Here is a 14901-nt window from a genome sequence, read left to right on the forward strand (position 1 = left end):
AAAGCAGCCAGAACACGACTTGGCTCAAGGAAAAATCCCAAACCAGCGATTAGAGTGGAAAACACGCGCCGCCAGAGCGCCATCCCGACCTGATGACGAGGACCGACCATGGTTTCATCCACACCCGCCGCGCACTATGCGCGCCTGTCCATCGCCCTGCACTGGCTGATGCTGGTGCTGCTGGCCGCCGTCTACGCCTGCATCGAGCTGCGCGGACTGTTCCCCAAGGACAGCGCCGAACGCGACCTGATGAAGACGCTGCACTTCACCCTGGGCCTGACGGTGTTCGTGCTGGTATGGCTGCGCCTGGCCATGCGCCTCGCGCGCCCCACCCCGCCGATCGTGCCCCGGCCACCGGCCTGGCAGACCGGCCTGGCCCACCTGGTGCACATGCTGTTGTACCTGATGATGATCGGCCTGCCGTTGGCCGGCTGGTTGATCCTCAGCGCCGCCAACAAGCCGATCCCGTTCTATGGCCTCGAACTGCCGGCGCTGATCGCCCCCGACCCGGACCTGGCCAAGTTCATCAAGGGCTGGCACGAGCGGATCGGCAGTTGGGGCTACTGGCTGATCGGTTTGCATGCCCTGGCAGGCCTCTACCACCACTATGTGCGTCGCGACAACACGCTGCTGCGCATGCTGCCCTACAAGTAGCCACGCCGGCCCTGCAGGCCGCCGGTATGCAGGAAGATCAGCCGCGTGCCTGGCGCGAACCGCCCGGCCGCGGCCTGCTCGCGCAGGGCCATCAGCGCCTTGCCGGTGTAGACCGCCTCCAGCGGCAGGTCTGTCTGGCGCTCGGTTTCGTCGATGAAGGCCAGCAGTTCATCGTCGATACGGGCAAAACCGCCACGGCAAGCTTCGTGCAATACGTAGCCGCGGGCGCCGGCCAAGGCCGCCACATTCTGCGGCGCGCCATGCTCCCTGGGTACCGCCAGGGCGCCATGCACCGGGTGCCGGCCTGCTTCGGCCAGGACGATGCCGGCGAGGGTCGTGCCCGTGCCGGCAGCCAGCCACCAGGCGTCGTAGTCGTCCCAGCCCACGGCAGCCAGCTGCGTCCTGCCCTGTTCGACGATCAACCCGCAGCCTTGCGCCCCTGCCAGGCCGCCACCACCCTCGGGGATGCAGTGCCAGCCTGGATAGCGCGCCTGCCAAGAGTCCCAGAAACCCGGCTCATGACGTGCCCGGTAGCCACCATAGCCCAGCCAATGTAGCGCCATGCCCAAGTCCTGGAGATCGCGCACCGTCGGAGTGTCTCGGGGATGACCACGCAGCAGGCCAGCGGTGGCGAACCCAAAGCGCTTACCGGCTGCCGCCAGGGCATGGAGGTGGTTGGAGTGATCGCCACCGAGGCTGATCAGGCCGGGCGCGCCGGCGGCCCGGGCTTCGTGCAGGTGATGGCGGAGCTTGAACCATTTGTTGCCGCTGAGCAGCGGGTCGACCAGGTCCAGGCGCAGCACCGCGACCTCGACGCCGGCCTGGTCGAGCCAGGGCAAGGTCAAGGATTGCAAGGGGGCTTGAGGGAGATTGGAAAAGGTTGGAGACATTGGGCGAGTCTATCAGGTGCCGGCACGCTGCTGGTCAGTTGAGACATGCGCGCCTCTAGGGCCCAGCAAAGCTGCCTTATGTGCGGTTGGCCCAGGCCCTGTACAAGTGGGGCTGCTTTGCAGCCCATCGCCGGCTCACAGCTCCGCCGCCAGCCTCGCCCCCTGGTTGATCGCCCGCTTGGCATCCAGCTCGGCGGCCACATCGGCGCCACCGATCAGATGCACCGACTGCCCCGCCGCCAGCAGCCCTTCGTGCAGTTCACGCAGCGGCTCCTGGCCGGCGCAGATCACCACGTTGTCCACCGCCAGCACCTGCGGCTCGCCCTCGCCGATACGCACATGCAGGCCGTGGTCGTCGATACCCAGGTACTCGACACCGTTGAGCATCTGCACCTGCTTGTTCTTCAGCCCGGTACGGTGAATCCAGCCGGTGGTCTTGCCCAGGCCGTCGCCGACCTTGGATTTCTTGCGCTGCAGCAGGTACACCTGGCGGGCCGGCGCATGCGGCTCGGCCTTGATGCCGGCCACGCCACCGCGCGCCTGCAGCTGCGTATCGATGCCCCACTCCCTCCAGAACGCGGTACGGTCCTGGCTGGTCGCCACCCCCTGGTGCACCAGGTACTCGGACACGTCGAAACCAATGCCGCCAGCACCGATCACCGCCACGCGCTCGCCCACCGGCTTGCGCTCGAGCAGCACGTCCAGGTAGCTGAGCACCTTGGCATGCTCGATACCCGGAATCGCCGGAGTGCGTGGGCTGATGCCGGTTGCGAGGATGACCTCGTCGAAACCACCCGCCACCAGTTCGGCCACGCTGACACGGGTGTTCAGGCACAACTCGACCCCCGTACGCTTCACCTTGTTGCGGAAGTAGCGCAGGGTCTCGAAGAACTCCTCCTTGCCCGGTACCCGCTTGGCCACGTTGAACTGCCCGCCGATCTCGCCAGCGCCATCGAACAGGGTCACCTGGTGCCCGCGCTCGGCGGCCACGGTGGCCGCGGCGAGGCCGGCGGGGCCGGCGCCGACCACGGCGATGCGCTTGGCCTGGGCGACAGGCAGGTAGTTCAGCTCGGTCTCGTGGCAGGCGCGCGGGTTGACCAGGCAACTGGTGAGCTTGCCGCCGAAGGTGTGGTCCAGGCAGGCCTGGTTGCAGCCGATGCAGGTGTTGATCTCGTCGGCACGCCCCTCGGCGGCCTTGTTGACGAAGTCCGGGTCGGCGAGGAACGGCCGGGCCATGGAGACCATGTCGGCATCGCCCTCGGCCAGCACCGCCTCGGCCACCTCCGGGGTGTTGATACGGTTGGTGGTGATCAGCGGGATCTTCACCGCGCCACGCAGCTTGGCGGTCACCTTGCTGAACGCCGCGCGCGGCACCTTGGTGGCGATGGTCGGGATGCGCGCCTCGTGCCAGCCGATACCGGTGTTGATCAAGGTGGCGCCGGCCCCCTCGATGGCCTTGGCCAACAGGACGATCTCGTCCCAGGTACTGCCGCCCTCCACCAGGTCGAGCATCGACAGGCGGAAGATGATGATGAAGTCCTCGCCCACCGCCTCACGCACCCGACGGACGATCTCCACCGCCAGGCGCATGCGGTTCTCGTAGCACCCTCCCCAGCGGTCGGTACGCTGGTTGGTGTGGGCGGCGAGGAACTGATTGATGAAGTAGCCCTCCGAACCCATGATCTCGACGCCATCGTAACCGGCGCGCCGGGCCAGCACGGCGCACTGGACGAAGTCGGCGATCTGCTTCTCGATGCCCGCCTCGTCCAGTTCTCTGGGTTTGAACGGGTTGATCGGTGCCTGGATGGCGCTGGGCGCCACCTGGCGTGGGCTGTAGGCATAGCGCCCGGCATGGAGGATCTGCAGGCAGATCTTGCCACCGGCGGCATGCACGGCCTGGGTGACGATACGGTGCTGCTCGGCCTCTTCCTCGGTGCTGAGCTTGGCCGCTCCGGAATACACGCCGCCTTCGTCGTTCGGCGCGATGCCACCGGTGACCATCAGGCCGACACCGCCCCGGGCACGCTCGGCGAAATAGGCAGCCATGCGCTCGAAGCCGCCGGGGCGCTCCTCCAGGCCAGTGTGCATGGACCCCATCAGGGTGCGGTTGCGCAAGGTGGTGAACCCCAGGTCGAGCGGGGCCAGCAAGTGTGGATAGCGGTCGGCGGCCATGGAAGAACTCCCCATGAGGCATGATCACGGAATGCGGGTACCTCGGCCGGCATGGCGGGCCCCGTCGTTTGTCTGGCGTCGACATTAAACAGCCGCTTGAACGCGCTCAATGATCGAAACAGACAACTTGATGATCCTGCTGCACAGCCCCTCAGTGGCTGGCCGCCCGGCTTGCACCCCGGTCTGAGCTGACTCGGGCCTTGTGTCGCGATAGGGGCATTTGCCAAATCCAACACTGTAGCGCCGAAAAAGACGCCCCCTCAGCCCTTGACATTAAAGTTAAGTTAAACGTTAGGGTGAACGTGAAAGACCTACCCGGCATACCGCCGAGCGAAATCCCTGGCCGCACGCCTCGAGCGTGATGCCCCGTCCTGGAGATACTGACACGTGAAACTCGGAACCGTCGCCACACTGACTGGCATACTCCTGACCCCCCTAGCGAACGCCGCCCTGGCAGACGCCAACGGCCTCCCCAAGCACGCCGACACCACGGTGATCGATATCGCGGGTCACCCGGTGCCCGTGCTCAAAGGCGGGCTGTACGACCGTTACCGCTCCAACCCTCCCCTGTCGGTGATCCAGGCCCAAGCGCCAGGCATGGACTTGAGCTGGTTCAAAGGCCTGGAAAGAACCAAGGTCGATATGGGGTTCGAGTCCTACTCGCCGAACTTCTACTACCAGAACAGCCGCGTGACCGCTGTCTACACGGCCGATCTCGAACGCCTGCGCGCATTGATACCGGCCCAGGTGCTGGAGCAGGTGCAGCCCCTGCAGGTATGGCCGGGGCGGGGCCTGGTGGCGTTCACGGCCTACACCTACGACTACTGCGACAACGACAGCTACAACGAAATCGCGCTGTCGATCATCACCAACAAACCTGGCAAAGCGAATCTCGGGCCCTTCACCCTGATCGGGCAGTCGCTGTCGAAAGACTTCTGGGGTTACGTACTCAAGCTCCCAGTGAACACGGAGCTCGCACGTGTGCGGGGTGTGGTGGGCTACAACCTGCCGAAATGGCTGACGGACATCAACCGCCGAGAGGAAGCCGCGACGGTCTCGTACGACCTCTTCGACGACCAGACCGGCAAGGTCGATGTGACCTTCAAGGCGAAGAAACTCGACGGCCTGTCCCATGAAGCCGACCTGGTGACGAACAGCTTCACCAACCTCGACCACGACGGCCAGTTGACCTACGGCTATGCAACGTCCAGGCAGACCCGCCATGCATCGAGCATGAGCGCGGACTCGGCAGAGCTGGTGCTCGGTGAAGGCAGCCTGTCGACCTACATCCGCTCGTTGAAGCTGGGCAAGCTGGTGAAATACGAATACGTGCCCGAGTTCCAGAGCGCCCTGTATGCGCCCAAGCCACTGGCAGCGCTGAACGCGGGCAAGTGATGACGATGCAGGCGGCGACAGCCCGCGTCGACGCCCGCCCTACTTCAGCGCCCTGCCAGCTTGCTCATGTGCAGGCGCAACGCTCGCCTTGCCCAGGGCGATCTCTTCGCGCAGCCGATTCAACACCCGCTGGGTATTGTCCACGCACGGCATGCCCTCGGGCTTGCTCTGGATGACATCGATCACCAGCAGCAGCTGCTCCTTGTTGTGTGCCAGGCGCTGTTGCAGCACTTCGATTTCCTCGACCTTGCGCTTGAGCCCCTGGAGCAGTTCGTCATGCTGCCAACCGTTCGAATCGACCGGCAACAGGTGGCGGATCTCTTCCAGGGAAAACCCGGCCGCCTGGGCACTGGTGATCATCTCCAGCACCCACACCGCGTCGGCCGAATAATCGCGGTAGCCGTTGGCCTTGCGCGCGACCGACTGGATCAGCCCGCTCGCCTCGTAGAAGCGGATGCGCGAAGGGGCCAGGCCGGTGATCCTGGCCAGCTCTCCGATTCTCATGGGACACACCTTCTGAAATGGATTGACCTTAAAGTGCACTTTAATCCTAGAGTCCTGCAGAGCCAAGGGGCGAAGTGGCTGAAGCCACCCACCCCCGACCCGCGCTGGACCACGCTGCACTTAGCTCATAACAAGGCTGTGGTCGCCCGTTCCATGGCTATAACCGCCCAGGCGCCAAAGCGGACCAGGGCGTGATCCTCAACTGGCGGCGCCAGGGCATGATGAGCTGTGCCATCGCGCACTACGACGGGATCGTCGCCTTCTCCCAGACCGACTTCACCGAAAGCCTGAAAAGCGTGACGGTGCCGGTGCTGGTGATGCATGGCGATGACGACCAGATCGTGCCCTATGACAACTCAGGCCCGCTCTGCGCCAAGCTGCTGCGTAACGGCACACTCAAGACCTACGCCGGCTTCCCCACGACATGCCGACCACTAACGCCGACGAGATAAACGCCGACCTGCTGGCCTTCATCCGTAGCTGAACCCTGCGGTGCGAGTGCAAGCCGCCCACTCCAGCCTTTTAAGCGCCCAGGCCACTGGCATTGACCCAGGTCCAAACCCTATCATCGACCAGGCTTATCCTTTACCCTTCCATAACCCTGCAGCCCCTGGTGCATCAGTCGTTTTCAGGTGTTGAACAGGGCCATCGTTCGAGATTCAATGCATCGAGCGCCCGAGGTTTCGTGGAAAAATGCCCAGTATCCGTTCGATTTTCCACGTGGCCATTCCCGTTCCCAGCGAAAACTAAAGCTTCATGCGAAAACTCCTGGCAGGCGCCCTGGCGCTGGTGATGATCGCCGCCCTCTGCGGCTATGGTTTCTGGACCCAGCAACGCCCGGAAGGCCATTACCTTTCCGACCTGCGCATCGAGCTGGCGCTCAACCACGGGGTGCCGGGCGAACAGGGCAACCTGCTGGGCATCGAGCCGTTGCTCTACCCCAGCGACTACCAGAACCTGCAACGCCTGCACCGCAAGCTTTCCGCCTACCTGGAACAGGCCCGCGCCCTGGGGCTGGTCGGCCCGCGCACCGTGGTGGTGCTGCCGGAGCATATCGGCACCTGGCTGTGGGCCCGGGGCGAGAAGAACGAGCTGTACCAGGTCACCCAGCGCCGCGAGGCGTGGCAGTGGCTGGAGCTGAGCAACCCGCTGCGCTACGGCCTGGCCATGCTCGGCGCCACCGGTGACGACCGCCGCTCCGACGCCCACCTGCGCATGAAGGCGCAGCAGATGGCCGCCGACTACCAGCAGTTGTTCGGCGGCCTGGCCAAGGAATTCGGCGTGACGTTGGTGGCCGGCTCCATCGTGCTGCCCGCCCCTCATGTCGAACACGGCGTGCTGCGCACCGGCAGAGGCCCGTTGTTCAACAGCAGCCTGGTCTTCGCCAGCGACGGCTCGGTGCTCGGCCAGCCGCAGCGCCAGCAGTACCCGGACAGCGAGATGCGCCGCTATGTCCAGGACGGACGCCAGCATCCCCTGCAAGTGCTGCAGACCCCCGCAGGGCGTCTCGGCGTGCTGGTGGGCAGCGACAGCTGGTATCCAGAAAACCATCGGCAGCTGGCCCGTCAGTCGGTGGAGCTGATCGCCAACCCGGCATTCCTCAGTGGCAAGGACAGCTGGAGCGCCCCCTGGCGTGGCAATCGCCACCAGCGAGCCGCGGCCGAGCTGCCGTTGCAGCGCGGCGAGGTCAGCGAGCAGACGGCCTGGCAGCAATTGACCCTGGGCGCCACCCATGCCGGGGCCACCAGCATGAGCGTGTTCCTGCGTGGCCAGTTCTGGGAGCTGGGCAGCGATGGGCAGGGCTTTGCCAACCATGCCGGCGAGCAGTTGGCCGGCAACCCGAGCCACGGCGCCCGCCTGCTCAACCTGTGGCTGTGACGCGATGCCACGCCCCCGCGTACGCCTGGGTGATCTCTCGGTAGGCTTCGTCCAGCCCTTGGACGAGGCGCTGCGCCAGCTCGGCCACGACCCGGCGCCCTTGCTGCTCCGCTATGGGCTGGATGCCGCGCGCCTGGGCGAGGCCGGCGCACGCCTGTCGATCCCGCGCTACATGCACCTGGGCCATGCCGCCATCGAGCGCTGTGGCGATCCGGCCCTGGGGCTACGCATGGGCAGCCTGAGCCGCCTGGCCCAAGCCGGCCTTGCCGGCGTCACCGCGGCCCAGGCGCCCTGCCTGGGCGAGGCGGCACGCACCCTGCTGCGCTTCGAACCGCTGTACGCGGCCAACTACCGAGGCCGTTCGAGCTTCATCGAAGACGCCCAGGGCGCCTGGCTGCGCTTTTATTCCATCAGCCCCTACAACGCCTACAACCGCTTCGTGGTCGACTCGCTGCTGGCCGGCTGGCTGGCGCAACTGTCGGGCCTGGCCGGCGTGCCGGTGCAGGCCGAGCGCATGGAAATCGAGTTCGAGGCGCCCGCCTATGCCGCCCAGTACCAGGCCTTGTGCTGCGCGCCGGTGCAGTTCGGCGCCGCCAACAACCAACTGCGCCTGAGCCGGGCCACCCTGGAACGCGCCAACCCGCAGCATTGCCCAAGCACGTGGCAGCACCTGTTGCAGCTGTGCGAAGCGGAACTGGCCCAGCGCACCCGCATCCGCAGCCTGGGCGAACGCATCACCCACCTGCTCGGCCCCTTGCTCAACGGCGGGCGGGAACCGAGCCTGGAAGAAGTGGCGCAGCGCCTGCAGTTACCGAGCTGGACCTTGCGCCGCAAGCTGGCCGAGGAAGGCACCCGCTTTCGCGACCTGCTCAACGACACGCGACGCGACCTGGCCGAGACCTACATCCGCGATACGGAGCTGGCCTTTGGCGAGATCGCCTATCTGTTGGGGTTCGCCTCGGCAGAGGCCTTCCAGCGCGCCTTCAAGCGCTGGACCGGCCTGACGCCGGGGGCGTTTCGCCGCAACCAGCGGCGGGCGGGCACTTAGAGCTCGGTGGCGTCGTCCGCCGGCTCGGGGGTATCCAGTTGGTATGCCTGGTCTTCGAGCAGCTCTTCCTGATACTCATCCATAGGCCTGCGTCCTCTTCACTCGTTTGCACTCTCGGGTCATGCCGCCACCCTAGGCTGGCCAGGTGAAGGAATCATGACAACTCCATGAGTGGTAAACGTAGCAGGCCTCCTGGAAGTTATCCCATCGCACCTGTAACAGCGGATGAGCGCAGCTACAGGGGATCAGGCGAGGCTTGCGGGGCGGGTTCCGCCTCGGTTGCCGGCAGCTCCTGCTGCACCTGGATCGGCGCCGGATCGCTGGGGGGTGCTATCGGCTGGGAGCCTTGGCTGTCGTCCACCGTGGGCGCCGTCGGCACCTCGCTGGCCGGCGCCGCGGCCTGTGCTTCAGCCGCGCCAGGTTCCACGGCCTCGCTCGCGCTGGGCTGGGCAGGCGCTGGCTCGGCCAGGGAAGGTGCGGCTGGTGCCGAGGGGACAGTCTGGGCTGCCACCGGCATGGCCGCCGGCGGGGCAACCGGGGCCTGCACCTGCTCCGGCAAGCCAAGGTCGGCAGCCGGCTTCTCGGCCTTGGGCGCCTCGGCCTTGGGCTTTGCCTTCTTCGCCAGTTTGGGTTTGGGCAGGTAGCTCTCCACCAGGGCGAAATAGCGATCGTAGAACTGCGGTGCCGTCACCGTCTCGCTGGCCACCTTGACCATGGAGTCGTCGGTCGAGCCGATCGGCATCGACACCGAACCGAGCACACCTACGCCCAGACTGGCCGAGGTATTGGATTTTTTCAGGGTGTAGCGGTCCTGCAGCGCGTTGGCGAACATGGTCGAACCCTGCTCGTCGTTGCTGTCGGGGGCGCAGGTGACGTTGAAGCTGATCTGCAGGTGGTTCTCGCTGTTCTGCTGGAAGCTCTTGTTGCCGTTGACCTGGTTGGCGCCACTGCTGGTGATGATGTAGCCCTGGCTCAGCAGGGCACGCCGGGCCGCCTCGCAGGAGCCGGCCTCGCTGACCGGGAAGCTGCGCGAGAAGGTGCCCGAGTCGTCGAAGTTCTCGTGCTCGTAGACTGCGGGTTTCTTCGAGGAACAACCGGATACGCCCGCCAGCACAAGGGCCAGCCCGAGCGCACCGAAGACGGATGATCTGGACATCGTGGATTCCGGGGGTAGGACAAACGGTGCTTATTGTGCAACACCTGGCGCATCACTGAAACCGCGACGCTCGTCTCACCAGGCAAAATTCATGATCGCTCGTCAGGTAGCCAGTGGAAGCTGCCTCGGAAAGCAAAAAAGCGACCCTGAGGTCGCTTTCTGGCGAGCTTCGAGGTGTTCAAGGGACCTCGAGGCGAAGATGGCGCAGCGGACGGGACTCGAACCCGCGACCCCCGGCGTGACAGGCCGGTATTCTAACCGACTGAACTACCGCTGCGTATCGCTCAGGCCTGCGCCTGATTGAAACTGGGATCTGACCTTCCAGGCGACGATCGCGCAAAAGGCAGGCACAAAAAAAGCGATGCTCGATCGCTTCTTGTGTTGCTTCGAGAAGTTCAAGGGCCTCGAAGCGAAGATGGCGCAGCGGACGGGACTCGAACCCGCGACCCCCGGCGTGACAGGCCGGTATTCTAACCGACTGAACTACCGCTGCGTATCGTTCAGGCTTGCGCCTGATTGAAACTGGGATCTGGCCTGAAGACCTTGCCGGTTCTTCAGACCCCAGACCGGTGACCAGCACCCATCTGAAGAAAAGTGGCGCAGCGGACGGGACTCGAACCCGCGACCCCCGGCGTGACAGGCCGGTATTCTAACCGACTGAACTACCGCTGCGCATTGTGGACTTGCGTCCGGTTCCTCTCAATTGGCTTCATCGTACGAATCGGCCTGGGTCAGGAACAATCTCAGGAAGTGGTGGGTGGTGACGGGATCGAACCGCCGACCCTCTGCTTGTAAGGCAGATGCTCTCCCGGCTGAGCTAACCACCCGTTGGTGCGTTTGCTTCGCTGAGGCCGCGAAATTTACGCAGGTACCGGAGCTAAGTCAATAGCCTCATTGAATTTTTTTTCAAACAAGCAGCAAGCGTCGAGCAGCAAGCGGCAAGAAAAAGCCCGCTGCCCTCCCCGTCGATGCTAGATCCATAAAAACGAAAAAGGGACCTTCTCGGTCCCTTCTTGCAGCTTGGCTCAGCTATAGATCATCTTGCGCGTCATACCGCCATCGACCACGAACTCCTGGCCGGTGACGAACCCCGCCTGGCGCGACAGCAGCCAGGCCACCAGGGCAGCGACGTCTTCCACGGTCCCTACCCTGCCCGCTGGATGCTGGGCATGGTCGGCCTCGCTCAAGGGTTCGGCGCGCCGCTCGGCAGGGTCGCGTGCATCGATCCAACCCGGGCTGACGGCGTTGACGCGAATCTCCGGGCCCAGGCTCATGGCCAGGGCATGGGTCAGCGCCACCAGGCCACCCTTGCTCGCGGCATAGGCCTCGGTGTCCGGCTCCGATTGCCTGGCACGGGTCGAGGCAAGGTTGACGATGGCCCCGCCATGGGCGCGCAAATACGGCGCACAGTGCTTGGCCAACAGCATCGGGCCGCTGAGATTGACCGCCAGCACCCGGTTCCACTGGGCCAGCGACAGGCTTTCGAGCGTCTGGTTGTGCGGATTGGCGATCGCCGCGTTGCACACCAGCGCATCCAGGCGGCCGAACTGCCCCAGCACCTCGGCCACGCCGGCACTGACCTGGGCCTCGTCTGCGACGTCCATGGTCACGAACCAGGCGTTGTCGCCAAGGGCCTTGGCCACCTTCGCGCCACGCTGGCGATCCAGGTCGCTGAGCACCACCTGCCAACCTTCGCAGATCAGCCAGGCGGCGATGCCCAGGCCAATGCCGCGCGCGGCACCGGTGACCAGGGCTACCCGACCGTTATGGTCCGGTTCGCCGCCCTTCCAGTCGATCACAGCGCCGCCAGCCCACGCGCCAGGTCGGCTTGCAGGTCGGCGACGTCTTCCAGGCCGACGGCAACGCGGATCAGGCTGTCGCGGATACCCGCCGCCTCACGCTCCTGCGGTGTCAGGCGACCGTGGGAGGTGCTGGCCGGGTGGGCGATGGTGGTCTTGCTGTCACCCAGGTTGGTGGTGATGGAGATCATCCGGGTGGCGTCGATGAAGCGCCAGGCGCCCTCCTTGCCGCCCTTGACCTCGAAGCTCACCACCGCGCCGAAGCCGCTCATCTGGCGCTTGGCCAGTTCGTGCTGCGGGTGGCTTGGCAGGCCGGCGTAATGGACCTTCTCCACGCCCTCCTGCTGCTCCAGCCATTCGGCGAGCGCCTGGGCGCTTTCGCAGTGCGCACGCATACGCAGCTTGAGGGTTTCCAGGCCCTTGGTGAAGATCCAGGCGTTGAATGGGCTGAGGGTCGGCCCTGCGGTACGCAGGAAGCCCACCACTTCTTTCATCTGCTCGCTGCGCCCGGCCACCACGCCGCCCATGCAACGGCCCTGGCCGTCGATGAACTTGGTCGCCGAGTGGAACACGATGTCAGCGCCGAGCTTGAGCGGCTGCTGCAGCGCCGGGGTACTGAAGCAGTTGTCCACCACCAGCATGGCGCCGCGGGCGTGGGCGATCTCGGCCAGCGCGGCGATATCCACCAGTTCCGCCAGCGGGTTGGATGGCGACTCGACGATCAGCAGCTTGGTATTGGCCTTGATGGCCTTTTCCCAACCGGCCAGGTCGACCAGTGGCACGTAGTCCACCTGCACGCCGAAACGCTTGAAGTACTTCTCGAACAGGCTGATGGTCGAACCGAACACGCTCTGCGACACCAACACATGGTCGCCGGCGCTGCACAGCGACATGACCACGGAAAGGATCGCCGCCATGCCGGTGGAGGTGCCCACGGCCTGCTCGGCGCCTTCCATCGCCGCCAGGCGCTCCTCGAAGACGCGCACGGACGGGTTGGTGTAGCGCGAGTAGACGTTGCCCGGCGTCTCGCCAGCAAAGCGCGCGGCCGCATCGGCGGCGGTGCGGAAGACATAGCTGGAGGTCAGGAACAGCGCTTCGCTGTGCTCTGCCTCCGGTGTACGGTTCTGACCGGCGCGCACCGCCAGGGTGTCGAAACCGACACCCTCGAGGTCGCTGTCCAGTCGCCCGGCATCCCATTGATCCGTCATGCCGTCGCTCCCAAATCAGTTGTTGTAGAGGTCGATGATCGCGCTGACGGCCTGGTTCTTCACCTTGGCCGCGTCGTTGCGCGATTGCTCGATGCGCTCCAGGTAGGCTTCGTCGATGTCGCCGGTGACGTATTCACCGTCGAACACCGCGCAATCGAAATGCTCGATCTTGATCTTGCCGCCCCCGACCGATTCGATCAGGTCAGGCAGGTCCTGGTAGACCAGCCAGTCGGCGCCGATCAACTCGGCCACCTGGTCGGTGGTACGGTTGTGGGCGATCAGTTCGTGAGCGCTCGGCATGTCGATGCCGTAGACGTTGGGGTAACGCACCGCAGGGGCCGCGGAGCAGAAGTAGACGTTCTTCGCCCCGGCTTCGCGGGCCATCTGGATGATCTGCTTGCAGGTGGTGCCGCGCACGATCGAGTCGTCCACCAGCATCACGTTCTTGCCGCGGAACTCCAGCTCGATGGCATTGAGCTTCTGGCGTACGGACTTCTTGCGCGCGGCCTGGCCGGGCATGATGAAGGTACGGCCGATGTAGCGGTTCTTGACGAAACCTTCGCGGAACTTGACGCCCAGGTGGTTGGCCAGCTCCAGCGCCGCGGTGCGGCTGGTGTCGGGGATCGGGATGACCACGTCGATGTCGTGGTCCGGACGCTCGCGGCGGATCTTCTCGGCCAGCTTCTCGCCCATGCGCAGGCGCGCCTTGTACACCGAGACGCCGTCCATGATCGAGTCCGGGCGGGCCAGGTAGACGTGCTCGAAGATGCACGGCGAAAGCTTCGGATTGTTCGCGCACTGGCGGGTGTGCATCTGCCCTTCCTCGGTGATGTACACCGCTTCGCCCGGCGCCAGGTCGCGGATCAGGGTGAAGCCGAGGACGTCCAGTGCGACGCTTTCCGAGGCGATCATGTACTCGACGCCTTCGTCGGTGTGGCGCTGGCCGAAGACGATCGGGCGGATGCCATTGGGGTCGCGGAAGCCGACGATGCCGTAGCCGGTGATCATCGCCACCACGGCATAGCCACCGACACAGCGGCTGTGCACGTGGGAAACCGCGGCGAACACGTCTTCCTCGGTCGGCTGCAGCTTGCCGCGCACGGCCAGCTCATGGGCGAACACGTTCAGCAGCACTTCCGAGTCGGAGTTGGTGTTGACGTGGCGCAGGTCCGACTCGTAGATCTCCTTGGCCAACTGCTCGACGTTGGTCAGGTTGCCGTTGTGCGCCAGGGTGATGCCATAGGGCGAGTTGACGTAGAACGGCTGGGCCTCGGCCGAGGTGGAGCTGCCCGCGGTCGGGTAGCGCACGTGGCCGATGCCCATGTGGCCGACCAGGCGCTGCATGTGGCGCTGCTGGAAGACGTCGCGCACCAGGCCGTTGTCCTTGCGCAGGAATAACCGGCCGTCGTGGCTGGTCACGATACCGGCAGCGTCCTGGCCGCGGTGCTGGAGCACGGTTAGCGCGTCATACAGCGCCTGATTGACGTTCGACTTACCGACGATACCGACGATGCCACACATGCGACGCAACCCCTACTTTGATGAAACTTGAGTGAAAAGCGCTCAGGGCTTGCTGGGCCCGAGCAACTGTTCCTGGAACGGAAGATCAGCCGGTGCGCTGATCCCACTGGACATCCACTGGCTGGTGAACCCCAGGATCAGGTTCTTCGACCAGTCAGCGACCAATAGAAATTGTGGTATCAGGCGCGATTCCTGCCACCACGGGTCCTGTTGTACCGGCCCCAGGCTCAACAGCCCGATGGCCACCACCACCAGCAAGGCCCCCCGCGCGGCGCCGAAGGCCATGCCGAGGAAACGATCGGTGCCGGACAGCCCGGTCACGCGGATCAGCTCGCCGATGAGGAAGTTGATCATGGCCCCCACCAGCAGGGTGGCGACGAAAAGAATGGCACAGCCGGCGATGATGCGCGCCGAGGGTGTCTGGATGTAGCTTTCCAGGTACTGCGACAGCGACCCGCCGAACATCCAGGCGACCGCACCGGCAATGATCCAGATGAGCAGGGACAAGGCTTCCTTGACGAAGCCGCGCTTGAGACTGATCAGTGAGGAAATGGCGATGATCGCGATGATCGCCCAATCAACCCAGGTAAATGCCACGGTGTTGCCTACAGACGTTTGAGGCGGCGCATTTTACCAGAGCGGCGGGCTGGGGGTAAGCGGAATGTCGGGTTTACGC

The 14901-nt window shown here is 65.0% G+C and carries 12 protein-coding genes, 4 tRNA genes and 1 pseudogene; 5 read left to right on the forward strand and 12 right to left on the reverse strand.

Features of this window, described 5'->3' with window-relative positions:
* Nucleotides 1–108 precede the first annotated feature (108 nt).
* Nucleotides 109–654 (forward strand): cytochrome b, encoded by a 546-nt coding sequence (locus ABFA30_RS20520; RefSeq protein ID WP_253080976.1) that lies wholly within the window; start codon nt 109–111, stop codon nt 652–654.
* Here the strand turns inward: ABFA30_RS20520 and ABFA30_RS20525 are convergent.
* The gene (locus ABFA30_RS20525) at nt 645–1544 is read right to left on the reverse strand and encodes a 1-aminocyclopropane-1-carboxylate deaminase/D-cysteine desulfhydrase (protein ID WP_410045851.1); all 900 of its coding nucleotides are present in this window, start codon (nt 1542–1544) and stop codon (nt 645–647) included. The genes ABFA30_RS20520 and ABFA30_RS20525 overlap by 10 nt on opposite strands.
* A gap of 135 nt (nt 1545–1679) precedes the next feature.
* Nucleotides 1680–3716: an FAD-dependent oxidoreductase gene (locus ABFA30_RS20530; RefSeq protein ID WP_410045852.1), complete on the reverse strand. Its 2037-nt coding sequence runs from the start codon at nt 3714–3716 to the stop codon at nt 1680–1682.
* A 426-nt stretch (nt 3717–4142) separates the two neighbouring features.
* Here ABFA30_RS20530 and ABFA30_RS20535 point away from each other — a divergent pair, with 426 nt between their 5' ends.
* Nucleotides 4143–5111 carry an acetoacetate decarboxylase (ADC) gene (locus ABFA30_RS20535; protein ID WP_410046062.1) on the forward strand — a complete coding sequence of 323 codons (969 nt, stop codon included), beginning with the start codon at nt 4143–4145 and terminating at the stop codon, nt 5109–5111.
* A 39-nt stretch (nt 5112–5150) separates the two neighbouring features.
* Here the strand turns inward: ABFA30_RS20535 and ABFA30_RS20540 are convergent, their stop codons facing one another.
* Complete coding sequence (locus tag ABFA30_RS20540) at nt 5151–5615, reverse strand: MerR family transcriptional regulator (protein ID WP_225787012.1); 465 nt, start codon at nt 5613–5615, stop codon at nt 5151–5153.
* A gap of 146 nt (nt 5616–5761) precedes the next feature.
* Here ABFA30_RS20540 and ABFA30_RS20545 point away from each other — a divergent pair.
* From ABFA30_RS20545 to ABFA30_RS20555, 3 genes and pseudogenes are all read left to right on the forward strand, one after another.
* A pseudogene (locus tag ABFA30_RS20545) lies at nt 5762–6099 on the forward strand (alpha/beta fold hydrolase); the annotation flags it as partial.
* A gap of 272 nt (nt 6100–6371) precedes the next feature.
* A complete protein-coding gene (locus ABFA30_RS20550) occupies nt 6372–7493 on the forward strand; it encodes a carbon-nitrogen hydrolase family protein (RefSeq protein ID WP_225787013.1) in 1122 nt (373 codons plus the stop codon).
* 4 nt (nt 7494–7497) lie between these two features.
* Nucleotides 7498–8541 (forward strand): AraC family transcriptional regulator, encoded by a 1044-nt coding sequence (locus ABFA30_RS20555; protein ID WP_253080974.1) that lies wholly within the window; start codon nt 7498–7500, stop codon nt 8539–8541.
* Between the two features lie 235 nt (nt 8542–8776).
* Here ABFA30_RS20555 and ABFA30_RS20560 read toward each other — a convergent pair whose 3' ends face one another.
* The 9 genes from ABFA30_RS20560 to ABFA30_RS20600 all read right to left on the reverse strand — a co-directional run bounded on the left by ABFA30_RS20560 (nt 8777) and on the right by ABFA30_RS20600 (nt 14822).
* Entirely contained in the window at nt 8777–9697 is a 921-nt protein-coding gene (locus tag ABFA30_RS20560) for a DUF2242 domain-containing protein (RefSeq protein WP_410045853.1), read from the reverse strand.
* A gap of 200 nt (nt 9698–9897) precedes the next feature.
* Nucleotides 9898–9974: transfer RNA gene (locus ABFA30_RS20565), tRNA-Asp, on the reverse strand.
* A 139-nt stretch (nt 9975–10113) separates the two neighbouring features.
* Nucleotides 10114–10190 (reverse strand) — tRNA-Asp (locus tag ABFA30_RS20570).
* A 102-nt stretch (nt 10191–10292) separates the two neighbouring features.
* A tRNA-Asp gene (locus ABFA30_RS20575) sits at nt 10293–10369 on the reverse strand.
* Nucleotides 10370–10448: 79 nt separating this feature from the next.
* Nucleotides 10449–10524 (reverse strand) — tRNA-Val (locus ABFA30_RS20580).
* A gap of 198 nt (nt 10525–10722) precedes the next feature.
* Nucleotides 10723–11496 carry an SDR family oxidoreductase gene (locus ABFA30_RS20585; protein ID WP_225787016.1) on the reverse strand — a complete coding sequence of 258 codons (774 nt, stop codon included), beginning with the start codon at nt 11494–11496 and terminating at the stop codon, nt 10723–10725.
* A complete protein-coding gene (locus ABFA30_RS20590; protein WP_253080972.1) occupies nt 11493–12704 on the reverse strand; it encodes an O-succinylhomoserine sulfhydrylase in 1212 nt (403 codons plus the stop codon). The genes ABFA30_RS20585 and ABFA30_RS20590 overlap by 4 nt, the downstream gene beginning before the upstream one ends.
* Before the next feature lie 15 nt (nt 12705–12719).
* Entirely contained in the window at nt 12720–14225 is a 1506-nt protein-coding gene (gene purF / locus ABFA30_RS20595; protein ID WP_253080971.1) for an amidophosphoribosyltransferase, read from the reverse strand.
* A 42-nt stretch (nt 14226–14267) separates the two neighbouring features.
* On the reverse strand, nt 14268–14822 hold the full coding sequence (locus ABFA30_RS20600; protein ID WP_225787019.1) for a CvpA family protein: 555 nt from the start codon (nt 14820–14822) through the stop codon (nt 14268–14270).
* Nucleotides 14823–14901 lie beyond the last annotated feature (79 nt).

The sequence above is a fragment of the Pseudomonas sp. HLMP genome (assembly GCF_046365545.1).
Taxonomy (GTDB): Bacteria; Pseudomonadota; Gammaproteobacteria; order Pseudomonadales; family Pseudomonadaceae; genus Aquipseudomonas; species Aquipseudomonas guariconensis_B.